22 protein-coding genes are annotated in these 20807 nt (G+C 68.3%); 14 read left to right on the forward strand and 8 right to left on the reverse strand.

Going from position 1 to position 20807, the window contains the following annotated elements; translation table 11 throughout:
- Positions 1–59 precede the first annotated feature (59 nt).
- Genes LRM18_RS04390 through LRM18_RS04415 form a run of 6 tightly spaced genes read left to right on the forward strand, consistent with a single transcriptional unit; the run spans position 60 to position 4159 of the window.
- Entirely contained in the window at positions 60–848 is a 789-nt protein-coding gene (locus LRM18_RS04390) for an ATP-binding cassette domain-containing protein (RefSeq protein ID WP_270951606.1), read from the forward strand.
- A complete protein-coding gene (locus LRM18_RS04395; RefSeq protein ID WP_005414955.1) occupies positions 848–1597 on the forward strand; it encodes an MlaE family lipid ABC transporter permease subunit in 750 nt (249 codons plus the stop codon). The genes LRM18_RS04390 and LRM18_RS04395 overlap by 1 nt, the downstream gene beginning before the upstream one ends.
- A 59-nt stretch (positions 1598–1656) precedes the next feature.
- Positions 1657–2181 (forward strand): outer membrane lipid asymmetry maintenance protein MlaD, encoded by a 525-nt coding sequence (mlaD, locus tag LRM18_RS04400; protein WP_049468358.1) that lies wholly within the window; start codon positions 1657–1659, stop codon positions 2179–2181.
- Positions 2178–2840: an ABC transporter substrate-binding protein gene (locus tag LRM18_RS04405; RefSeq protein ID WP_049468359.1), complete on the forward strand. Its 663-nt coding sequence runs from the start codon at positions 2178–2180 to the stop codon at positions 2838–2840. The genes mlaD and LRM18_RS04405 overlap by 4 nt, the downstream gene beginning before the upstream one ends.
- Positions 2830–3141: an STAS domain-containing protein gene (locus LRM18_RS04410; protein WP_049468361.1), complete on the forward strand. Its 312-nt coding sequence runs from the start codon at positions 2830–2832 to the stop codon at positions 3139–3141. Before LRM18_RS04405 ends, LRM18_RS04410 begins: the two co-directional genes overlap by 11 nt.
- Position 3142: 1 nt before the next feature.
- Positions 3143–4159, forward strand: a complete 1017-nt coding sequence (locus tag LRM18_RS04415) for a VacJ family lipoprotein (RefSeq protein ID WP_150828575.1) — start codon at positions 3143–3145, stop codon at positions 4157–4159.
- An 84-nt stretch (positions 4160–4243) separates the two neighbouring features.
- On the opposite strand, the gene LRM18_RS04420 is transcribed toward LRM18_RS04415, so the two are convergent.
- The 3 genes from LRM18_RS04420 to rmuC form a co-directional block, all read right to left on the reverse strand.
- Positions 4244–4789, reverse strand: coding sequence for a glutathione peroxidase (locus LRM18_RS04420; protein WP_053461715.1), 546 nt, complete (start codon positions 4787–4789; stop codon positions 4244–4246).
- Between the two features lie 137 nt (positions 4790–4926).
- Positions 4927–5322 carry a hypothetical protein gene (locus LRM18_RS04425; protein WP_049468367.1) on the reverse strand — a complete coding sequence of 132 codons (396 nt, stop codon included), beginning with the start codon at positions 5320–5322 and terminating at the stop codon, positions 4927–4929.
- A 70-nt stretch (positions 5323–5392) separates the two neighbouring features.
- Complete coding sequence (gene rmuC, locus LRM18_RS04430) at positions 5393–6943, reverse strand: DNA recombination protein RmuC (protein ID WP_049468370.1); 1551 nt, start codon at positions 6941–6943, stop codon at positions 5393–5395.
- A gap of 45 nt (positions 6944–6988) precedes the next feature.
- Here rmuC and LRM18_RS04435 point away from each other — a divergent pair, with 45 nt between their 5' ends.
- Positions 6989–7591, forward strand: coding sequence for a glutathione S-transferase N-terminal domain-containing protein (locus LRM18_RS04435; RefSeq protein ID WP_088476165.1), 603 nt, complete (start codon positions 6989–6991; stop codon positions 7589–7591).
- 68 nt (positions 7592–7659) lie between these two features.
- Here the strand turns inward: LRM18_RS04435 and LRM18_RS04440 are convergent, their stop codons facing one another.
- A complete protein-coding gene (locus LRM18_RS04440) occupies positions 7660–8667 on the reverse strand; it encodes a zinc-binding alcohol dehydrogenase family protein (RefSeq protein ID WP_270951647.1) in 1008 nt (335 codons plus the stop codon).
- A 91-nt stretch (positions 8668–8758) separates the two neighbouring features.
- Here LRM18_RS04440 and LRM18_RS04445 point away from each other — a divergent pair, with 91 nt between their 5' ends.
- Both LRM18_RS04445 and leuE read left to right on the forward strand, forming a co-directional pair.
- Positions 8759–9730: a LysR family transcriptional regulator gene (locus LRM18_RS04445; RefSeq protein WP_150828576.1), complete on the forward strand. Its 972-nt coding sequence runs from the start codon at positions 8759–8761 to the stop codon at positions 9728–9730.
- 15 nt (positions 9731–9745) lie between these two features.
- Positions 9746–10375 (forward strand): leucine efflux protein LeuE, encoded by a 630-nt coding sequence (gene leuE / locus LRM18_RS04450; protein ID WP_049468378.1) that lies wholly within the window; start codon positions 9746–9748, stop codon positions 10373–10375.
- Between the two features lie 30 nt (positions 10376–10405).
- Here leuE and LRM18_RS04455 read toward each other — a convergent pair whose 3' ends face one another.
- Entirely contained in the window at positions 10406–11320 is a 915-nt protein-coding gene (locus tag LRM18_RS04455) for a LysR family transcriptional regulator (protein WP_270951650.1), read from the reverse strand.
- Positions 11321–11417: 97 nt separating this feature from the next.
- Here LRM18_RS04455 and LRM18_RS04460 point away from each other — a divergent pair, with 97 nt between their 5' ends.
- The 3 genes from LRM18_RS04460 (at position 11418) to LRM18_RS04470 (ending at position 14566) form a co-directional block, all read left to right on the forward strand.
- On the forward strand, positions 11418–12500 hold the full coding sequence (locus LRM18_RS04460) for an aldo/keto reductase (protein WP_202969452.1): 1083 nt from the start codon (positions 11418–11420) through the stop codon (positions 12498–12500).
- 57 nt (positions 12501–12557) lie between these two features.
- Complete coding sequence (locus LRM18_RS04465) at positions 12558–12974, forward strand: hypothetical protein (RefSeq protein WP_154331440.1); 417 nt, start codon at positions 12558–12560, stop codon at positions 12972–12974.
- 164 nt (positions 12975–13138) lie between these two features.
- A complete protein-coding gene (locus LRM18_RS04470) occupies positions 13139–14566 on the forward strand; it encodes an amino acid permease (protein ID WP_049417155.1) in 1428 nt (475 codons plus the stop codon).
- Between the two features lie 92 nt (positions 14567–14658).
- On the opposite strand, the gene LRM18_RS04475 is transcribed toward LRM18_RS04470, so the two are convergent.
- Together LRM18_RS04475 and LRM18_RS04480 are read right to left on the reverse strand one after the other, a co-directional pair.
- The gene (locus tag LRM18_RS04475; RefSeq protein ID WP_049468384.1) at positions 14659–15900 is read right to left on the reverse strand and encodes a dipeptidase; all 1242 of its coding nucleotides are present in this window, start codon (positions 15898–15900) and stop codon (positions 14659–14661) included.
- Positions 15901–15994: 94 nt separating this feature from the next.
- Positions 15995–17164: a class I SAM-dependent rRNA methyltransferase gene (locus LRM18_RS04480; RefSeq protein ID WP_049468387.1), complete on the reverse strand. Its 1170-nt coding sequence runs from the start codon at positions 17162–17164 to the stop codon at positions 15995–15997.
- Between the two features lie 350 nt (positions 17165–17514).
- Between LRM18_RS04480 and LRM18_RS04485 the strand changes: the two genes are divergently transcribed.
- A complete protein-coding gene (locus LRM18_RS04485; RefSeq protein WP_057494898.1) occupies positions 17515–18477 on the forward strand; it encodes a TerC family protein in 963 nt (320 codons plus the stop codon).
- Positions 18478–18583: 106 nt separating this feature from the next.
- Positions 18584–19354, forward strand: coding sequence for a rhomboid family intramembrane serine protease (locus LRM18_RS04490; protein ID WP_049468391.1), 771 nt, complete (start codon positions 18584–18586; stop codon positions 19352–19354).
- A 303-nt stretch (positions 19355–19657) separates the two neighbouring features.
- Here LRM18_RS04490 and LRM18_RS04495 read toward each other — a convergent pair whose 3' ends face one another.
- Positions 19658–20764: a glycerophosphodiester phosphodiesterase gene (locus LRM18_RS04495; protein ID WP_270951661.1), complete on the reverse strand. Its 1107-nt coding sequence runs from the start codon at positions 20762–20764 to the stop codon at positions 19658–19660.
- Between the last annotated feature and the right edge of the window lie 43 nt (positions 20765–20807).

The raw sequence follows: 20807 nt of genomic DNA on the forward strand, positions 1-20807 counted from the left end.
TGCTTATGTTCAGCCGACGGGCCCGATCCTTCGATGTCTAAAAAACGTTAATGGTGCCCATGTCGGCTTCCACGTCCAGTCTGGTGCAGTTATCCAACGTCCGCATCGACCGGAGCGGGCGCACGATCCTGCGTGACGTGTCGCTGCAGGTGCCCAAGGGCAGCATCACTGCGGTGCTGGGCCCATCCGGCAGCGGCAAGTCGACCCTGCTGGCGGCACTGACCGGTGAACTGCGCCCGGTCGCCGGCGAGGTCACCCTGTTCGGCAAGCCGATCCCGCAGGACAGCGGCGCACTGCTGGAAATGCGCAAGAGCGTGGGGGTGCTGCTGCAGGGCAATGGCCTGCTGACCGACCTGACCGTGGCCGAGAACGTCGCGCTGCCGCTGCGTACCCATACCCGCCTGCCGGCCGCCGTGCTGCGCCGGCTGGTGGAAATGAAGCTGCATGCGGTGGGCCTGCTGGCCGCTGCCGATTCCTGGCCGCGCGAGCTGTCCGGTGGCATGGCACGCCGCGTGGCGCTGGCCCGCGCGCTGGCGCTGGACCCGCCGCTGATGATCTACGACGAGCCGCTGACCGGGCTGGACCCGATCGCCTCCGGCGTGATCATGAGTCTGATCCAGCGCCTCAACCACAGTCTGGGCCTGACCAGCATCATCGTCAGCCACCACGTGCACGAGACCCTGCCGATCTGCGACCAGGTGATCGCGATCGCCAACGGCGGCATCGTGTTCCAGGGCACGCCCGAGGCGCTGCAGTCCAGCCAGGACCCGCTGCTGCGGCAGTTCCTGCACGGCCAGCCCGATGGCCCCATCCCGTTCGATGCCGCGCCGCGCGCGAGGGTCGCCTGATGCCGTTCGTCCAAGCCACCCGCTCGCTGGGCCGCGCCGGCCTGTTCTCGCTGACCGTGCTGCGCGGTTCGTTGCCGACCCGTGATTTCCTGGCCGAGCTGACCCGCGAGATCTACAAGATCGGCGCGCGCTCGCTGCCGATCATCGCCGTCGGTGGCGCCTTCGTCGGCCTGGTGCTGACCCTGCAGGGCTACCGCACGCTGACCACCTTCGGTGCGGCCGACGCGCTGTCGACCCTGCTCGGCCTGTCGCTGTACCGCGAACTGGCACCGGTGCTGACCGCGCTGCTGTTCATCGGCCGCGCCGGCAGCTCGATCGCCGCCGAACTGGGCCTGATGCGCGCCACCGACCAGATCAAGGCGCTGGAGCTGATGGCCATCGACCCGGTGGCCAAGGCAGTGGCACCGCGCTTCTGGGCGGCGGTGCTGACCGTGCCGCTGCTGACCGGCATCTTCTGCTCGCTGGCGATCAGTGCCAGCTACTTCGAGGCCGTGCACGTGCTGGGCCTGGACAATGGCGTGTTCTGGTCGGCGCTGCGCAACAGCGTCGATTTCTGGGACGACTTCGGCGTGGCGATGCTGAAGTCGGCGATCTTCGGCGGCACCGCTGCGCTGGTGGCCGCCTACGTCGGTTTCCATGCCGAGCCGACCATCGAGGGCACCTCGGTGGCCACCACCCGTGCGGTGGTCAACGCCTCGCTGCTGGTACTGATGTTCAACTTCGTGCTGTCGGCAATGTTGTTCACCTAACCCCTCCACCGGCGGTGCGCAGGCGCGCGCGGCCACCACGACTCGATCAGGTATTCCACATGGCCATCCGCGGTCCCAGACTCGAATTTTCCGTCGGCGCCTTCCTGCTGCTGGCCCTGGCCTCGCTGCTGGTGCTGGCCGTGGCCTCGACCAACCAGCGCTGGAGCTGGGGCAGCCAGGGCTACGAGCTGAAGGCGCGCTTCTCCCAGGTCGGGCAGCTGCGCAAGCAGGCGCCGGTGAAGATCGGCGGTGTCACCGTGGGCCAGGTCGCCGCGATCGACCTGGATCCGGTGAAGTTCGAATCCATCGTGACCCTGCGCATGGACAGCAAGGTCAAGGACCTGCCGGCAGATACCTCGGCCGGCATCTTCACCAGTGGTTTGCTTGGCGAGAGCTATATCGGTCTTCAGCCGGGCGGTGACCCGGACGTGCTGAAGGCTGGCGACGAGATCGTCTTCACCCAGCCGGCGGTGGACCTGATCCAGCTGGTTGGCAAGTACATGTTCAGTGGCGGCGCCGGTGGCGGCGCTGCTCAGAAGCCCAACGATGGCGCGCAGGCGCCTGCAACGGAACCGCAACCATGAAAACGAAACTGATCCCGGCCCTGCTCGCCTCGGCGCTGCTGCTGGCCACGCCGTTCTTCGCCCAGGCCCAGGCCGCCGCCCCCGCTGCCGCTGCGACGCAGGGCCAGGCCGGCAAGGTGGTGATCGATGCCAGCACGCGCATCCTCAACACCCTGCAGCAGCGCCGGAGCGAGTTCGGCAGCAACCCGGCCAGCCTGCGCAGCTACATCGACAGCGAGCTGAACCGCACCTTCGACCGCGACTATGCCGCGCGCCTGGTGCTGGGCCCGCACGCCCGCGGTGCTTCTGACGCGGACATCAAGCTGTTTGCCGATGCCATGGCCGACAGCCTGATGCAGCGCTACGGCTCGACCCTGCTCAACATCCAGGGCAAGCCGAGCTTCCGCCTGAAGGGTGAGAGCCCGCTGCCGGGCAACCGTGGCGTGCGCGTGAGCACCGAACTGGTGCGCGCCGGCAGCGAACCGACCCCGGTCGAGTACTGGATGCGCAACGTCAACGGCCAGTGGAAGATCTTCGACGTCAACATCGAAGGCATCTCCTACGTGCAGACCTTCCGCAACCAGTTCGATACTCCGCTGCGCCAGAAGGGCATCAAGCAGGTGGCCAGCGAACTGCACAGCGGCAGCATGCAGGCCGGGCCCGCGGGCAATGGCAAGTAACGCACTGGCGCTGCTGGAAGGCGACACCCTGCGCCTGCGCGGGGTGCTCGACCGTGCCGCGGTGATCGCGCTGTGGCCGCAGCTGCAGGCCCTGCCGGCCAAGCTGGCACGGCTGGAGCTGGGTGAGGTGGAGCGCGTGGACAGCGCCGGCCTGGCCCTGCTGGCCGAACTGGCGGCCCGTGCGCGCAAGGCGGGCCACCTGCTGGCAATTGCCGGCGCGCCGGCCGGCTACAACGAGCTGAGCGCAGCCTACCGGCTGTCGCCCGACCTGGATTTCAACGCTACTTCTGCTGCGAGCTGACATGAACGTCGTACGCACTTTCCCCCTGATCCTCCTGGCCACCGCCCTGACCGCCTGTGCCGGCAAGCCCGCGCGCAGCGATGCACCGGTCGCCAGCACCGTGGTCGCGGCCAGCACGGTGGCCGAGGCACCGGCGGCAACCGCCGATACCGGCGGCGCCGACGCGACGCCGGCTGCAGCCGCGGCCACTCCACCGGCGCCTTCCGCACCGTCGCCGGCTGCGTCGGCACACGGCGCAGAGACCAGCGCGGCGAAGACGGCAACGGCCACCGCCGCCGGGGGCGACGATGATTTCGACGCCCTGTATGGCGGCACCGGCACCACCAGCAGCGCTGCGGCCTACGATCCGTGGGAACCGTTCAACCGCAAGGTCCACACGTTCAACAATGCGGTCGACCGCGGTGTGGCCCGTCCGCTGGCCACCGCCTATACCCATGTGGTGCCGCGCTTCGCGCGCACCGGCATCAGCAACTTCTTCAGCAACCTGCGTGCGCCGGTGACCATCACCAACCAGCTGCTGCAGGGCCGCGGTGCCGACGCGTGGGACAGCCTCGGCCGCTTCCTGATGAACAGCACGCTGGGCATCGGTGGCCTGTTCGATCCGGCCAGCAAGGCGATGGTGCCGCGTCGCAATGAAGACTTCGGCCAGACCCTGGGTGCCTGGGGCTGGCGTCGTTCGCGCTACGTGGAGCTGCCGTTCTTCGGCCCGCGCACCGTGCGCGACGTGTTCGGCCTGGCCGGTGACATCCCGTTGTCGCCGATCCGGCGCGTCGAGGAAGACAAGATCCGCATCGGCCTGCAGGGCCTGCAGCTGGTCGACACCCGCGCACAGCTGCTGGCGATCGACGATCTGCGCGACACCGCAGTGGACGAATACGCCCTGGTCCGCGATGCGTGGATGCAGCGCCGCAACTACCAGATCGAGAACGATCTGCGCAGCAAGCGCGACCGCGGCCATGACGATGCCAATTCGCCGATCCCGGTCGATGCGATGCCGATGCCGCAGTGGACCCACTGAAGCCCTGCATCGGCGCATGAAAAACCCCGCCTTGGCGGGGTTTTTCTTTTCCGCTGGGTGCCAACCGCGGCTGGCACGCCTTGCTCAGGCCGCCAGCGCGGCCTCAATGGCCTCGCGCAGGCGTGCATCGTCGGCGGCCACGTCCGGGGCAAAGCGTGCGACGACCTTGCCATCACGGCCGACCAGGAACTTCTCGAAGTTCCACAGCACCGCCGGTGCCGGATGGATCGGGATCTCCTTGCTGGCCAGGCGCTCACGCAGCGGGCCTTCGCCGATCGACTGCGGCTGCGCGGCGGTCAGCTGCTGGTACAGCGGGTGGGTATCCTCGCCGGCCACGCTGATCTTGGAGAACATCGGGAAGCTGACGTCATAGGTGAGCTGGCAGAACTGCTGGATCTCGGCCTCGCTGCCCGGCTCCTGGCCGAGGAAGTTGTTGGCGGGGAAGCCCAGCACTTCCAGGCCCTGGGCGTGCTTTTCCGAATACAGCGCCTGCAGGCCTTCGTACTGCGGGGTCAGGCCGCACTTGGAGGCGACGTTGACCAGCAGCAGCACCTTGCCCTGGTAGTCGGCAAGCGAGGACGGCTGGCCGTCGATGGTGGTGAGGGGAATGTCCTGGATCGGGGTACTCACGCGGGGGCTCCGGCTACGTCGGGAAATGGCCGACCAGCATAGCGCCGCGCGATGCCGGTCGTGCCGGCCGCTGGCCGGCGATCGTGCGACCGTTCGCATGGGTTCATGAGGCTGCCGGCCAGCGGCCGGCGCGAGGATCAGTCCACGCAGAGCGTGCCCTGCGCCTTGCCGTCGTCGATGCGCTGGCGGCAACCGAAGTTCTGGCTGGCATCACGCTGGCAGGTGCCTGTCGCCACGGCGCCGGCCACCCCCTCGCCCGTCGCCAGGCACTGGCCGGTGCAGTCGCTCTTGCGGCTGCAGGCCTTGCCGGCATCGGCATAGGGAATCACGCACTGCTCGCGCTGCAACCGGCCGAGCCGCTGCAGGGTGCCACCGGCAGCCTGGCAGTCGACGTCGCGCGCTTCGCGATAGGCCTCGGCGGCTTCAGGGCTGGTGGCCGTGGCCTGCGCGGTCGTGTCCACGCTTGGTGGCGCGCTGCTGCAGGCGGCAAGCAGTGCGGTCAGGACAAGGCTGGTGCAAAGGGGCAGGCGCATCGTGGTACCGGATCGGGCGGGCAGGCCGCCAGCATACGCACCGGCGATGCAGGCGGCGTGTCGGCGCCGGTCAGGCCTCCTCGCCGTCGCTCGCCTCTTCCTCGGCCGTGGCATCTCCCTCGGCCAGGTCGCCCAGCAGCGACTGTGCCTGCTCGGCGGCCAGCGACTCGACACCCCGCAGGCGCCGTTCGATGGTGCGTGTCTTGCGGCTGGCCTCGCCGATGCTGCGCCCGACGGTGGTGATCTGCTTCTCGGCCTTCTCCAGGATGCCGGCGAACTTGCCGAACTCGCTCTTCACTGCGCCCAGCAGGCTCCAGACCTCGCTGGAGCGCTGCTCGATGGCCAGCGTGCGGAACCCCATCTGCAGGCTGTTGAGCAGCGCGGTGACCGTGGTCGGCCCGGCCACGACCACGCGGTGCTCGCGCTGCAGCAGATCGACCAGTCCCGGGCGCCGGATCACTTCGGCGTACAGCCCTTCGGTGGGCAGGAACATCACTGCGAAATCGGTGGTATGCGGGGGTGCGATGTACTTGTCGCAGATCGACTTGGCCTGCACGCGCACCGCGCGCTCGAGCTGGATGCCCTGCAGGCGCACGCCCTCGGCGTCGCCCTGCTCCTGCGCGTCCAGCAGGCGCTCGTAGTCCTCGCGCGGGAACTTGGAGTCGATCGGCAGCCACACCGGAGTATCGCCGCTGCTGCGTCCCGGCAGGCGTACCGCGATATCGACCATCTCGCCGCTGTCCGGCCGCACTTTCACCGCACGGGCGTATTGCTCCTGGGTGAGTGTCTGCTCAAGGATGTTCTCCAGCTGCACTTCGCCCCAGCTGCCGCGGTTCTTGACGTTGGTCAGCACGCGCTTGAGGTCGCCGACGCCGGTGGCCAGCTGCTGCATCTCGCCGAGGCCACGCTGCACCTGTTCCAGGCGCTCGGAGACAAGCTTGAAGGAATTGCCCAGGCGCGTCTCCAGCGTGGACTGCAGCTTCTCGTCCACGGTATGGCGCATCTGCTCCAGCTTCTGCGCGTTGTCGTTCTGCAGCGCGCGCAGCTGCTCTTCCAGCGTGGCGCGCATCTCGGCGATGCGCTGTTCGTTGCGCTGGGTCAGCTCCTGCAGGCGCAGGCCGAGGCTTTCGGTCAGGCGCTGCTGCGACTGCGCGCCTTCCTCGCGGCCCTTGCGCGCGTCATCGACCAGGGTCTGGCGCAACGCACCCAGCTGGGTATCGGTACGCCCGGTGAGTTCCTGCAGCTGCTGGCCAAACGCATGGATGCGCGCCTCCTGCTGCTGGCCGAAGGCCTCCAGCTGGCCCCGCAGCTCCTGCAGGCGCTGTCCCGTCAGCGCGGCGCCGCGCTGCTGGCTGTCGGCAGCCTCGGCACGCGCCTTGCGCGCATCTTCGCCCAGCGCCTCGCGCAGCAGGTCCAGGCGCTGGTCGGTACGGGTGGACAGATCGGTCAGCGCGCGGGCGAAGCCATCGAGCTGTTCGCGCAGCTCGCTGCGCCCGGACCGTGCCTCCTCGCGCACCGCCTGTTCCAGGCGGTCATGCGGGGGGCGGCGCAGCAGGGCGACCAGTTGCAGGATGAGCACGGCCAACAGCAGGCCGGCAATGAGCAGGGATTCGGTTTGCATGCGGCAAGTGTAGGCTGGCCCAGTCTCAACTGCTGCGCCAGGACCATGCTTGCCCTGTACGGAAAGCCCACCTCCATCAACGTGCGCAAGGTACTCTGGCTGTGCGCCGGCCTCGACCTGCCCCTGCACCACGAGCCTGCGCCACCCGCGGACCTGCTGGCCACCCTGAACCCGAACCGGCAGGTGCCGGTCCTGCGTGATGGCGAGTTCGTGCTGTGGGAGTCCAACAGCATCTGCCGCTACCTGGCGTCCCGCGCGGGCCGTGACGACCTGCTGCCCCGCGCGGCACAGGATCGGGCGCGGGTCGAGCAGTGGATGGACTGGCAGGCCAGCGACCTCAACAGTGCCTGGCGGCACGTGTTCATGGCACGCGTGCGCCAGCATCCGGACTACCCGGACGATGCCCGCGCCGAGGCCAGCCTGGCCCAGTGGAACCGCTTGATGGGCGTGCTTGATGCCCAGCTGGCCGCTGGCGGCTACGCCGCTGGCAGCACCTTCACCCTCGCCGACATCGTGCTCGGGCTGTCGACCCAGCGCTGGCGCAGCACACCGGGCCACACGCCGGCGCTGGCACACGTGGGCGCCTGGTTCGAGCGCCTGCGCCAGCAGCCCGGTTTCGCCGAACACGTCGACAACGGCGTGGCCTGAGGCGGGGGTCAGAGCCCTTTCCCGGGCGGAAAGGGCTCTTACCCCAAGGGCGCGGGAACGACCCGGCCTTACCAGCCTTCCAGCACGATCTTGCCCTTGGCACGGTGGCTTTCCAGCAGCGCGTGGGCGCGCCGCAGGTTGGCCGCGTCGATGCGCCCGAAGTGCTCGCCCAGCGTGGTCTGCAGCACGCCGGTATCGACCAGCTCGGCCACCCGGTTCAACAGGTCGTGCTGGCGCTGCATGTCAGCGGTGCGGTACAGCGGCCGGGTGAACATCGACTCCCAGTGCAGCGACAGTGCCTTGCGCTTGAGCGCCATCACGTCCACCTGGCCCGGGTCATCGATCAGGCCGAACTGTCCCTGCGGCGCCAGCAGTTCCACGATCTGCGCGTAGTGCTGGTCGGAATGGGTCAGGCTGGCCACGTGCTGCACCTCGCTGATGCCCAGCCGCGCCAGGCCCTCGGCCAGCGGCAGGCGGTGGTCGATCACATGGTGGGCGCCCATCGCATACACCCAATCCTGGGTCTCCGGGCGCGACGCGGTGCCGATCACGGTCAGCCGGGTCAGCTTCCGCGCCAGCTGCACCAGGATCGAGCCGACACCGCCGGCAGCACCGATCACCAGCAGGGTCTGGCCTTCGCCACCGCCCTCGGGGATGCGCAGGCGGTCGAACAGCAGCTCCCAGGCGGTGATCGCAGTCAGTGGCAGCGCGGCGGCGGCGGCATCGTCGAGGCTGGCCGGCTTGCGGCCGACGCTGCGCTCATCCACCAGCTGGTACTCGGCATTGCTGCCCGGGCGATCGATGACGCCGGCGTAGTAGACCGCGTCACCGGGCTGGAACAGGGTCACCTCGCTGCCCACCGCGTCGACGATGCCGACCGCATCCCAGCCCAGCACGCGCGGGCCGTCGGTGGCCACGCCGCGGCGGACCTTGGTGTCGACCGGGTTCACCGCCACCGCGCGCACCGCCACCCGCAGGTCGCGCGGGCGGGGCTGCGGCAGGTCCAGTTCAATATCGATCAGGGCCTGCGGATCATCGATCGGCAGGCCGGCGTGGGTGTAGGCAATGGCGCGCATGGCAGCGGTCCAGTGGGGAAGGAGGCGACAGGTTGCGCCGCGCGCGCGCCGGCAGAAAGGCGCAGAATCGGGCAGGACTTTCACTCCAGCAATGAAAATGATCCGCTTCGACGACCTGCAGCTGTTCGTTCGTACCGCCGCGCTGGGCAGCTTCTCGCAGGCCGCCCGCGAGGCCGACCTGCTGCCCGGCCAGGTTGCCGCGGCGGTGGCGCGGCTGGAACGTGAGCTGGACCTGCGCCTGTTCGTGCGCACCACCCGCAGCCTGCGCCTGACCGGCGAGGGCGCGCTGTACCTGCCGTATGCGCAGGAAGTGCTGGCCACCCTGCGCGAGGGCCAGGCCCGCGTACAGGGCGAGGACACCGAGCTGCATGGCACCCTGCAACTGTCGGCGCCGTCGGACTTCGGCCGCAACCTGCTGCTGCCCTGGCTGAGCGCGTTCCGCGCGGCCCACCCGCGGTTGCGCCTGCATCTGCGCCTGTCCGACGAAGTGGCCGATGTGTTCCGCGACCCGGTCGACGTGGCCATCCGCATCGGCCACTTCGACGATGCCAACTACGTGGCCCTGCCCCTGCTGGAAGGCAACCGGCGCGTGCTGGCCGCCTCGCCCGGCTACCTGCAGCGGCGCGGCATGCCCACGCGGCTGGATGAGCTGCGCGAGCACGACTGCCTGGTCTACCAGCTCAGTGGCCGCGCCTACGATCGCTGGTCGTTCGAGGTCGAGGGGCGCCGCAGCGTGATCCCCGTGCGCGGCCCGCTGGTCTGCGACGACGCCGACGTGGTGCGGCGCTGGGCCGTGGCCGGTGAAGGCATCACCTACAAGTCCTGGCTGGACCTGCGCGAGGACGTGCTGGCCGGGCGCCTGCAGGTGCTGCTGGACGGCGTTGGCAGCAGCATCCCATTGCAGCTGGTGTGCCCGCACCGCAAGCAGTTCTCGCCCGCGGTAAGGCAGCTGCATGCGCAGCTGCGCCAGCACCTGCAACCGTTGCTGTCTGGGATGCCGGTTGGCCCCACCGGCCCCCTGTCGCCTGCCGGGGCGCTGGCCGACAATGGCGGCCCCCCGTAACAAGAGCGCACCGCCATGCCGTGGATGGGCATCCAGGACCTGTGGACGTTTCTGGTCGCCGTGCTGGTGTTTCTCGCCCTGCCCGGTCCCGGTACCTTCACCCTGTTGACCGCCACCGGCCGTGGCGGCGTGCGCGGCGGCTACACCGCACTGGCCGGCCTGCTGGTCGGTGACCAGATCCTGATGTGGCTGGCGCTGGCCGGCGTGGCCGCGCTGCTCAAGGCCAACCCGCTGGTGTTCCACGCCGTGCAGTACCTGGGTGCGGCCTACCTGGTGTGGGTCGGCATCGGCCTGCTGCGCACGCCGAAGCACGAGGGCAGTGATGCCGGCCCGATCCGCATGCAGCCGGGCCGCTACTTCCAGCAGGCGATCCTGGTCAGCCTGCTCAACCCGAAGGCGATCCTGTTCTACATGGCGTTCCTGCCGTTGTTCATCGATCCGAAGGCGCACCAGGGCATCGCCACCTTCGCCGCGCTGGCCGGCATCATCCTGGTGGTCAGCATCGCCTACTGCTCGATGCTGATCGGCGTGGGCAACCTGGCCCGTCGCCGGCTGATCCAGCACCCGCGGATCAGCGATGCGCTGCGCCGCGTGGCCGGCCTGTTCCTGGTCGGGTTCGGCATCCGTCTGGGGCTGAACGGCTGACAGCGCAGGCTCGACGCTACGCCTGCCGGCCTAGGTGGGCCCCGTCCCGCCGTGCAGTCCTGCGCGCAGATGGTCGATGAACACCCGCAGCTTCGGTGCCATGTGCTCGCGCGCGGGGTAATACAAGTGGAAGCCGGGGAACGGCGGTTGCCAGTCCTGCAGCACCGCCTGCAGGCGCCCGGATGCCAGGTCATCGGCCACCAGTGACGCGAACCCCTGCGCCATGCCGAGCCCGGCCAGCACGGCGCCGTGGGCCAGCTCGGCATCGTTGAACACCAGCCGGCCGTTGACCTCGACCTCCAGGTCATGGTCATCGCGGCTGAACTCCCAGGGCATCAGCCGGCCGTTGGCGCGGCGGTGGACGATGCATGCATGGCCCTGCAGATCGTGTGGGCTGGCCGGAATGCCGTGCTGCGCGAAGTAGCTGGGCGTGGCCACCACCACCTGCCGTTCCGGCGGCCCGATCGGTACTGCGATCATGCCGCGCGCCAGCGATTCGCCGAGGCGGATGCCGGCATCGAAGCCTTCGGCCACCAGATCGGTCAACGCCGGCTCCACGCACAGCTCCACGTCCACCTGCGGATAGCGCGCCAGGAACGAAGGCAGTGCCGGCAGCACCCGGCGCTCGGCCACGATGCGTGGAAGGGTGATGCGCAGCTTCCCGGCCGGAACCGCACGCGCGCTGTCGAGGTCGGCGAACGCCGAATCGATCTGCTCCAGTCCGCCGCGTACACGTTCAAGGAAGCGCGCACCGTGTTCGGTCAGGCCGACCCGGCGCGTGGTCCGTTGCAGCAGGCGCACGCCCATCCGCGCCTCCAGCGCGCGCACGCTCTGCGACAGTGCCGAGGTGGAGATGCCCAGCGCATCTGCGGCGCGGGTGAAGCTGGCATGGTCGGCGACGTGAACGAAGGCGACCACCGCCGACAACGGTGCGGAGGGATCCATTGTGAAGCCACTCTTCATGGTGAGTCCGGTGCCATCCAGTTTATCCACAGGAACGGTCGGCCGATGCTGTGCCTCCCGGCGGTACCGCCGCCTCCCTGTGAGACCCCCCATGTCGCTGGACCACTACCGCCTGCTCGGCCGCTCCGGCCTTCGCATCAGCCCGATGGCACTGGGCACGATGACCTTCGGCGCCGACTGGGGCTGGGGCGCGGACGAAACCGAGGCTCGCCGCATCTTCGACACCTACGTCGAACGTGGCGGCAACTTCATCGATACCGCCAACAACTACACCAACGGCAGTGCGGAAACCCTGCTTGGACGGTTCGCCCAGGGCCAGCGCGACCGGCTGGTGATCGCCAGCAAGTACACCCTCGCCACCGTCCCCGGTGACCCCAACAACGCCGGCAACCACCGCAAGAGCATGCTGCGCTCGGTGGAGGACAGTCTGCGGCGGTTGGGCACCGACTACCTCGACCTGCTGTACCTGCACGCCTGGGACGACACCACCGGCGTTGACGAAGTCATGCGGGGCTTCGACGACCTGGTCCGCAGCGGCAAGGTGCTTTACGCCGGCATCTCGGACACGCCAGCCTGGCAGATCGCGCGCATGCAGACCCTGGCCGACCTGCGTGGCTGGTCGCCGCTGGTGGCGCTGCAGATCGAGTACAGCCTGATCCAGCGCAGCGTCGAGCATGAACTGCTGCCGATGGCCGATGCGCTGGGGCTGGGCGTGGTGGCGTGGTCGCCATTGGGCAGCGGCGTGCTGACCGGCAAGTACAGCACGGCCGACCTCGCCAGCGCCGAGGCGTTGCCAGCCACACCCGGCGGGTCGCGCCGCAGCGTGGCCCTGATCAATGGTGCGTTGACGCCGCGTTCGCTGCAGATTGCCGGGGACGTCGCAACCATCGCTGCCGATCTTTCGCATTCGCCTGCGCAGGTTGCACTCGCCTGGTTGCTGCAGCGCCCCGGCGCCGGCGCGCTGCCGATCATCGGCGCCCGCACCCTGGCGCAGTTCGAGCACAACCTGGACGCGCTGCAGCTGGTGCTGCCTGCCGAGGCCCTGGCCCACCTCGATGCGATCAGTGCAGTGGCACCGTCGTTCCCGCACGATTTCCTGCGGATGCCGTTGCCGCGGATGCTGATGAGCGGCGGCACCCAGCTGCGGCCGCGCGGGCGCTGAGGGCATGGCAGGCAGGGCGGGCTATGCTGGCCCCCCTTCTGCAATGGATGCGCGTGGATGGTCCGCCTGGCCGGCTTCGCCCTGACCCTGCTGTTCGCCGGCACCGCCTCTGGCGCCACCGTGCAGGACCATCGCTGCCTGACGGGCGGCCGCAACGACAGCATCCACCTGGAATGGCGCTGGCTGGATGACGGCGTGGCCGACGTGCGCTACGCCGGCCAGCGCGGGCGCCTGCCCCTGCGCCGGGTCTCGATGGAGAGCACGGTGCTGGCAGAGGATCGTCCCTACCAGTTCGACAGCGTGTGGGAAGAGCGCATCGACGGCCGCCTCAACGGCCGTTACCTGCTGAGTACCCAGGGCGCGCTGGTGCTGGACCTGAGCTATGAGCGTGCCCGTGACGGGCGCAGGACCTCTTTCCACGATGACGTCGAGGCCTGGCAGGAAGACGGCTGCCACTGGCCCGCCCTGCCCTGACGTCGCTCGGCGCGGGGGTCCGGCCTGCTTTATGCCGATTCCGGCAGCCTGATCGCGGTGCAGCGCGCGGCACGTCGGGTATGACCCCCGTCAGTGGCAATGCTGCGCTGCGTTCGGTCACACTCGGGAACTTGTCGTTCTCAGTCACCCCTTCCGAGGCCTGCATGTCCCTGTTCCGGCGCAAGTCCCTAGATTCCGTCACCGTCCACGAAGCCGGCAGGCGCCTGATCCCGACGCTCAGCTGGCCGCACCTGATCGCGCTGGGCATCGGTGCCATCGTCGGTACCGGCATCTACACGCTGATTGGCGTCGGTGCCAACCTGGCCGGCCCGGCCGTACTGATTTCCTTCGCCATCGCCGGTGCGGTCTGCGCCTGTGCGGCGCTGTCCTATGCCGAGCTGTCGACGATGATGCCGGCCGCCGGCAGCGCCTACACCTACAGCTACAGTGCGCTCGGCGAGGTGTTCGCCTGGGTGGTGGGCTGGAGCCTGATCCTGGAGTACTCGCTGGTGGTGAGTACGGTGGCGGTGGGCTGGTCCGGCTACTTCGTCGGCTTCCTCGAATGGGTGCACACCCAGTTCGGCTGGAACGTGCACCTGCCAGCCTGGCTGGCGGCCGGCCCGCACGTGGAAGGCGGCATGATCAATCTGCCGGCGATCATCATCACCTGGCTGGTAGCCGGCATGCTGATGGCCGGCACCAAGGAGAGCGCTACGCTCAATGCGATCCTGGTGGTGTTCAAGCTGATCGCGCTGGCGATCTTCGTGGCCGTGGCCCTGCCTGCGTTCGACAGCGCCAACCTGCAGCCGTTCATGCCGTATGGCTTTGCCAAGTCGATGGGCCCCGATGGCGTCGAGCACGGCGTGATGGCGGCAGCGGCGATCATCTTCTTCGCCTTCTACGGCTTCGATGCGATCTCCACCGCCGCCGAGGAAACCAAGAACCCCGGCCGCGACCTGTCGATCGGCATCATCGGGTCGATGATCGGCTGCACCATCGTCTACGTGCTGGTGGCGCTGGCCGCCGTGGGTGCGATGAGCTACGCGGTGTTCGGCCACAGCGCCGAACCGCTGGCGCTGATCATGCGCCAGCTCGGCCATCCGACCGCCGCGATGGTGATTGGCGTGATTGCGATCATCGCGCTGCCGACCGTGCTGCTGGCCTTCCTGTACGGCCAGAGCCGCATCTTCTTCGTGATGAGCCGCGATGGCCTGCTGCCGCGTGGCCTGTCCAAGGTCAATGCGCGCACCGGCACGCCGGTGGCGACCACGCTGTTCACCGCCGTGGTGGTGTCGGCGCTGGCCGGCGTGGCCCGCCTGGACGAGATCGCCGCGCTGGCCAATGCCGGTACCCTGGCCGCGTTCACTGCAGTGGGTATCTGCCTGGTGGTGCTGCGCCTGCGCGAGCCGAACCGCGAGCGAACCTTCCGCACACCGCTGGCCTTCGTGGTCGGCCCGCTGGCCGCGCTGGGCTGCATCTACCTGTTCATCAGCCTGCCGCACACCACGCAGTTGTACTTCCTGCTGTGGAACGTGGCCGGCCTGGTGCTGTACTTCCTGTACAGCCGCCGCCACGCACTGATCGCGAAGTAACCGGCTCGCCGGTCGTGCCGGCCGCTGGCCGGCACCTCCCATCCTGTTGATGCGGGCAATGCCGGCCAGCGGCCGGCACGACCGAAGGGCGGTCAACCGCCCTGTTTTGCCGCGTAATCCTGCGCCTGGCGCATCACCCGCAGCAGGTTGCCGCCCCAGATGCCGGCAATCTGCTGCTCGGTATAGCCCTTGCGCAGCAGCCAGGCGGTGATCTTCGGCAGCTGGCTGACATCGGGCAGGTCGCTCAGGCCACCGCCGCCATCCCAGTCCAGGCCGATGCCCACGTGCTCGGGGCCGACCACCTTGAGGATGTGCTCGAAGTGGGCGAAGAAATCATCCAGGCTGGCGTGGCGCACCGGGTGCTCGTGGTCCAGTGCCTGCTCGGCCTTCAGCAGGGCAACACCCTGCTCGATGCCCATGCCTTCCCAGCCGCCCAGCTGCTTGCTCAGCGCTTCTTCGGCCTGCTTGCGCTCGGGCGTCTTCGCCGTGTCGATCAGGTAGCCGCCATAGGCGTTCACCTGGATCACGCCGCCGGCCCTGGCCAGCTTGCGCAGGCGCGCGTCATCCAGATTGCGCGGATGGTCGTAGACCGCCTTGGCCGAGCTGTGCGACAGCACGAACGGCACCGGCATCATCGCCAGCAGATCGTCGAACACCGCGTCCGAGGCATGCGACTGATCGATCACGATGCCCAGCTTCACGGCCTGTCGCACCAGTTCCTTGCCGGCCGGGCTCAGTCCCTTCCATTCCGCGCCCTTGGGGTCGGTGGCCGAATCGGCGAACTCGTTGTTGGCGAAGTGCACGGTGCTGAGCAGGCGCAGCCCGGCACGGTGGTAGAACGAGAGCAGGCTGGGGTCGTCCACCAGCGGGCTGGCGTTTTCCATGCTGATGTACACCACGCGCTTGCCGGCGGCCTTGATCCGCGCGGCATCATCGGCGGTCAGTGCCAGCGCGAAGCGCTCGGGATTGGCCGCCAGCATTTCGCGGATCTGCATCAACCGCTGCAGGCCATGGTCACGCTCGGCCAGATGCGCGGCGGCGCTGCGGTCGCCCTGGTCGGTGTAGATCGCCCAGAAGCCGCCATCCAGCGCGCCTTCGACCATGCGCGGGTAATCCACCTGCGAAAGGGCGTTGCGGTCGTGGCGCTGCTCGATGTCAAAACCGGTTCGGCCGAAATTGGCCGGTGTATCCAGATGGCTGTCGAGCGTGACCAGGCGCTGCTGCAGCGCCTTGGCACGGGCCAGTTCCTCGGCGCTGAACTCGATGGCGTGGGCCGACAGCGGCGCGCACAGCGCCAGGGCGAGCACGACGGACAGGGGGCGCAACGAAGGCATGGGCTCTCACCGGCATTGGGAAGAGCCCGACCATAGCGCTGCGGCCTGCTGATTTGTAGAGCCGAGCGCGGCTCGGCTCTACAGCGTCACGCGGTCAGTCCACCACGCGGCAGAACACGGCCTTCAGGTAACGCGATTCCTGCACGTGGGCCATGAATGGGTGGTCCGGACCGGCGCCGGCCACCTTGAGGATCTGGATCGTGCGGCCGGAGAAATACGCCGCGCGGCGCAGCATGTCGAGGAACTGGTCCTCGGCCACCAGGCCGGTGCAGGAGAACGTGGCGAACAGGCCGCCCGGCTTGACCACGCCCAGCGCCAGCTTGTTCATGTCCAGGTACTTCTTCAGCGCAGTGATGACCTGGTCGCGGTCGCGGGTCATCTTCGCCGGGTCCAGGATCACCACGTCGTACTGCTCACCGCGGTTGGCGGCGTCGCGCAGCCACGGGAAGATGTCGGACTGGATGAACTTCGGGCGCACGTTGTTCAGGCGCGAATTGCCCTTGGCGATCTGGATGACGTCCTCATCGATGTCGATGCCGACCACTTCCGAAGCGCCACGTGCTGCTGCGTACACCGCGAAACCGCCGGTGTTGCAGCACAGGTCCAGCACGCTCTTGCCTTCCACCTGCTGGCTCAGCCATTCGCGGTTCTCGCGCTGGTCGGCGAAGAAGCCGGTCTTGTGTGCACCGGCCGGATCGGCGCGGAACTTGATGCCGTACTCGGTGATCACCGCCGCTTCGGTGGTGGTGTTGCCGTGGAAGTCGAAGCTCTCCTGCTTCTGCACGTGCTCGTCGGCGAAGCTGTGGAAGCGGCAGCCGGGGAACTGCTCGCGCAGGGCGTCGTAGATCCATTCGCGGTGGCGGAACATGCCGGCGGCGAAGAACTCGACCACCACCAGGTCTCCGTAGCGATCCACCACCAGGCCGGACAGGCCGTCGCCTTCGCTGTGCACCACGCGCCAGGCATCGGAGACCGCATCGAGCTTCAGCACCTCACGGCGCAGCGACACCGCCTGGGCGATCTTGCGCGAGAACCAGCCGGCATCCACCGGCACGTTCTGGTCGGTTTCAAGGATGCGCACGGCAATGCGCGAGTGCCCGTTGTAGAACCCGCGGCCGATGAATTCGCCATCAATGCCGACCACGTCGACGATGGAACCGGGCTTGGGCCGGACGGTCGGCTTCTCGACCAGTTTCTGGAAGATCCACGGGTGGCTGGAGCGCCACGCATTCTTGAGGCGGACAACGGGAAGGGGGGTATTCATCTACCCATTGTAAACCGGGCGCCGGGGTCAGATCCCCGCAGGGGCTCTGACCCCAGTGTGGCGACGGCCCCGGCGTCGGAGCCCCGTTGGGGTCCGACCCCGGCAAACCGGCATTTGACGGCGGCCCGGCCAGACGGCAGAATCGGCGCCAGAAGGGGAGTAGCTCCCAGACGTTGTCGCCGTCATTTCGAGCCCGCAGGCTCCGGTGCAACGGCAGTTCCAGCCGACTGGGACTGCGAGCGAGACCTTCGCCGTACTGGCGAAGCTCTGTCCCTGGATCCCCCTCCCGATCCTCCGTTGCAGATCCTCGCCGTCCGGCCTGGCATTCATCTTTCCAACGGACATTCCCAATGCAGACGATCGGTAACGTGTGGTTGTGGGGCGGCTTCGCGGCGGTGGTGGTCATCGCCCTGCTGGTCGACCTCGTGTTGATGCGCCACGGTGGACCGCACAAGGTCACCTTCAAGGAAGCCCTGTGGTGGTCCATCGGCTGGGTCGTGCTGGCCCTGCTGTTCAATGCGGGCCTCTGGTACTACCTGAATGAGACCGCCGGCCAGGTGGTGGCCAACAAGGTCGGGCTCGAATTCCTGACCGGCTACCTGGTCGAGAAGGCGCTGGCGGTCGACAACATCTTTGTCTTCCTGATGATCATGAGCTACTTCGCGGTGCCGGAGGAGCAGCGCCAGAAGGTGCTGATCATCGGCATCCTGGGCGCGATCGTGCTGCGTACGATCATGATCTTCGCCGGCAGCGTGCTGATCAGCCAGTTCCATTGGCTGCTCTACGTGTTCGGTGCCTTCCTGCTGTTCACCGGCTGGAAGATGTGGTTCGCCGCCGGCCAGGAGCCGGACCTGGAGACCAATCCTGCCCTGCGTTGGATGCGCAGGCACCTGCGCCTGCTGCCGGACTACGCCGGCAACGCGCTGAGCGTGAAGCGCGATGGCGTGCGCTGGTTCACCCCGCTGTTCGCGGTGCTGATCCTGATCGCGGTCACCGACGTGATCTTCGCCGTGGACAGCATCCCGGCGATCTTCGCGATCACCACCGACCCGTTCATCGTGCTCACCTCCAACGTGTTCGCGGTGCTGGGCCTGCGCGCGATGTTCTTCCTGCTGGCCGGCATGGCCGACCGCTTCCACCTGCTGCCGTATGGCCTGGCACTGGTGCTGGGCTTCATCGGCATCAAGATGATGATCATCGACCTGTTCAAGATCCCGACGCCGGTGTCGCTGGGCGTGGTCGCGGTGATCATCGCCGCCACCGTGGTGCTCAGCCTGAAGTACCCGCCGAAGGAAGGCGAAGGCCAGGCCTGAGCCTGACCGGCTGAACAGCGCGGCCGGTGGGATTGTCCCGCCGGCCGCCTCCACTCTCCCGTTGCGGTGGCCTTGGTTTCGCGCCAGCCACCGCCATTGCTGAGGTATGGACAACAACACGCCCCTGCCCGCCGGCGACGTGCCGGCCCCCCGCAATGACCGCTCGCGCATCCTGCGGGCGTTCAATGTCAGCCTGGCGGCCGTGCTGGTGCTGGTGGCCGTGTTCGCCCTGCAGGGCACGTTCGACTGGCGACCGTGGGCGGTCGCGCCGCTGGAAGCCAAGGGCCTGCTCGGCCTGATCGGCGGCCCGATGCTGCATGCCTCGGTCGAGCATATCGCCGCCAACAGCATCGCGATCCTGATCCTCGGCACCCTCGCCGGCAGCGTGTATCCGAAAGCCACCGTGCGTGCCCTGCCCCTGCTGTGGCTGGGTTCGGGCCTCGGCGCGTGGATGCTGGGCAATCCGGGCAGCGTGCACCTGGGCGCCAGTGGCGTCACCCATGGCCTGATGTTCCTGCTGGCCAGCCTCGGCCTGCTGCGCCGCGACCGCGCGGCGATCGCCACCGGCCTGATCGGCATGCTGTTCTATGGCGGCATGCTGATGACCATCCTGCCGCATGCCGATGGCGTGTCCTGGCAGTCGCACATGGGCGGCGCCTTCGCCGGCATCATCGCCGCGCTGCTGTTCCGCAACGCCGACCCGTTGCCGCCGCGCCAGCGTTACAGCTGGGAAGACGAAGAAGAAGACGTCGAGCCTTTGCCCGACGACGAGCTGGAGCCGCCGTCGCCGCAGCGCGTGCCGGTGTTGTGGCAGCCGCGCGAGGGCCAGGACTACGTGGTGATCCCGTTCCGCCGCCCGGACGAACCGCGCGGTTGAATCGGCGGTAGTGCCGGCCGCTGGCCGGCAACCTCATGAACCTTCGTTGGCAGTGCGCGCGTTGCCGGCCAGCGGCCGGCACTACCGGGAAATTCAGTTCCCCGCCGCGCCCATCCCATGACGAGGCAGAGCCGCTGGCCGACGACGCCGCGCGAGGGCCAGGACCACGTGGTGATTCCATTCCGCCGCCCGGATGAGCCGCGCGGTTGAAGCGGCGGTAGTGCCGGCCGCTGGCCGGCAACCTCATGAACCTTCGTTGGCAATCCTCGCGTTGCCGGCCAGCGGCCGGCACTACCGGGACGGTCAGTTCCCCGCCGCGCCCATTCCATCCACCGCCTGCCGGCCGAGCGCCGGGTCATCGGTGAAGAACGCATCGATGCCCGTCGCCAGGTAAACGCGCATCTCGGCGATCGATCCCTCGGCATTGCGCGCGCTGTCGGCGCCCTTGCGCAGGTTGCTGGGCTGGAAGTGGTTTTCCGGGCGGAAGGTGTACGGAATCACCATCAACCCGGCGGCATGCGCATCACGTACCAGCGAGGTCGGCGTGCCCAGCGCGCCCTTGGCATCCAGCGGAATGATCGAACGCAGTTCGGGGCCGATGCCATCGGCGTAGCCGGCAATGTCCTTCAGTCCGGCCGGGGTCATCATCTGCGCGTAGGTCAGCGTGCCACCGGCCTTGGCGATGTCAGCCGGCTGGGTATCGCCCTTCCACAGCAGCTGCAGCAGGCGGATGTTGCTGCCGCGGCCGATCTTGCCATGCAGGTAGCGCAGGTTGGCGGTCTCGAACGACTGGATCGTGACCGGGCCGACGTTGGTGTACGCATTGCCGCGCAGCGCAGCCAGCAGTTTGTCTTCCATCGGCAGGCCGATGGACTGGAAGTAGGTCGGGTGCTTGATCTCCGGGACCAGGCCGATGCCGCGGTTGGCACGCCCGGCCTGCTGCACCAGGAATGCCAGGATCTCGTCCAGGCTGGCGATGCGGAACTGGCCGTCGTAGGCGGTGCTGCGCAGTTCCGGCAGGCGCTCACGGGCGTACAGGGTCTTCAGCTCGGCCAGGGTGAAGTCTTCGGTGAACCAGCCCTCGACCTGCTGCCCATCGATCACCTTGCGGGTGCGGCGGCTGGCGAACTCCGGATGCGAGGCGACGTCGGTGGTGCCACCGATCTCGTTCTCGTGCCGGGCCACCATCACGCCGTCCTTGGTCATCACCAGGTCCGGCTCGATGTAGTCGGCGCCATCGGCGATGGCCTGCGCGTACGACGCCAGGGTGTGCTCGGGCAGCAGCGCGCTTGCCCCGCGATGGCCGTAGACCGACACCTTGGGTGCAGCCGGGGTGGAGGATTCAGCACTCATGGCCACCGATGGTGCCATGGCCAGCGACAACAGCAATGCACAACCCCACGACTTCACTGCGACTTCCCCAAGCGGTATGTGATGGCCGTCAGTATGCGGC

This window comes from Stenotrophomonas sp. PI_27 (assembly GCF_027854495.1).
GTDB lineage: Bacteria > Pseudomonadota > Gammaproteobacteria > Xanthomonadales > Xanthomonadaceae > Stenotrophomonas > Stenotrophomonas pavanii.

Coding starts and splice junctions, on each gene's coding strand:
- LRM18_RS04390 (WP_270951606.1), top strand. CDS start 60: ATGTCGGCTTCCACGTCCAGTCTGGTGCAGTTATCCAACGTCCGCATC.
- LRM18_RS04395 (WP_005414955.1), top strand. CDS start 848: ATGCCGTTCGTCCAAGCCACCCGCTCGCTGGGCCGCGCCGGCCTGTTC.
- mlaD (WP_049468358.1), top strand. CDS start 1,657: ATGGCCATCCGCGGTCCCAGACTCGAATTTTCCGTCGGCGCCTTCCTG.
- LRM18_RS04405 (WP_049468359.1), top strand. CDS start 2,178: ATGAAAACGAAACTGATCCCGGCCCTGCTCGCCTCGGCGCTGCTGCTG.
- LRM18_RS04410 (WP_049468361.1), top strand. CDS start 2,830: ATGGCAAGTAACGCACTGGCGCTGCTGGAAGGCGACACCCTGCGCCTG.
- LRM18_RS04415 (WP_150828575.1), top strand. CDS start 3,143: ATGAACGTCGTACGCACTTTCCCCCTGATCCTCCTGGCCACCGCCCTG.
- LRM18_RS04425 (WP_049468367.1), bottom strand. CDS start 5,322: ATGCGCCTGCCCCTTTGCACCAGCCTTGTCCTGACCGCACTGCTTGCC.
- rmuC (WP_049468370.1), bottom strand. CDS start 6,943: ATGCAAACCGAATCCCTGCTCATTGCCGGCCTGCTGTTGGCCGTGCTC.
- LRM18_RS04435 (WP_088476165.1), top strand. CDS start 6,989: ATGCTTGCCCTGTACGGAAAGCCCACCTCCATCAACGTGCGCAAGGTA.
- LRM18_RS04440 (WP_270951647.1), bottom strand. CDS start 8,667: ATGCGCGCCATTGCCTACACCCACGCCGGCCTGCCGATCGATGATCCG.
- LRM18_RS04445 (WP_150828576.1), top strand. CDS start 8,759: ATGAAAATGATCCGCTTCGACGACCTGCAGCTGTTCGTTCGTACCGCC.
- leuE (WP_049468378.1), top strand. CDS start 9,746: ATGCCGTGGATGGGCATCCAGGACCTGTGGACGTTTCTGGTCGCCGTG.
- LRM18_RS04455 (WP_270951650.1), bottom strand. CDS start 11,320: ATGGATCCCTCCGCACCGTTGTCGGCGGTGGTCGCCTTCGTTCACGTC.
- LRM18_RS04465 (WP_154331440.1), top strand. CDS start 12,558: ATGGTCCGCCTGGCCGGCTTCGCCCTGACCCTGCTGTTCGCCGGCACC.
- LRM18_RS04470 (WP_049417155.1), top strand. CDS start 13,139: ATGTCCCTGTTCCGGCGCAAGTCCCTAGATTCCGTCACCGTCCACGAA.
- LRM18_RS04475 (WP_049468384.1), bottom strand. CDS start 15,900: ATGCCTTCGTTGCGCCCCCTGTCCGTCGTGCTCGCCCTGGCGCTGTGC.
- LRM18_RS04480 (WP_049468387.1), bottom strand. CDS start 17,164: ATGAATACCCCCCTTCCCGTTGTCCGCCTCAAGAATGCGTGGCGCTCC.
- LRM18_RS04485 (WP_057494898.1), top strand. CDS start 17,515: ATGCAGACGATCGGTAACGTGTGGTTGTGGGGCGGCTTCGCGGCGGTG.
- LRM18_RS04490 (WP_049468391.1), top strand. CDS start 18,584: ATGGACAACAACACGCCCCTGCCCGCCGGCGACGTGCCGGCCCCCCGC.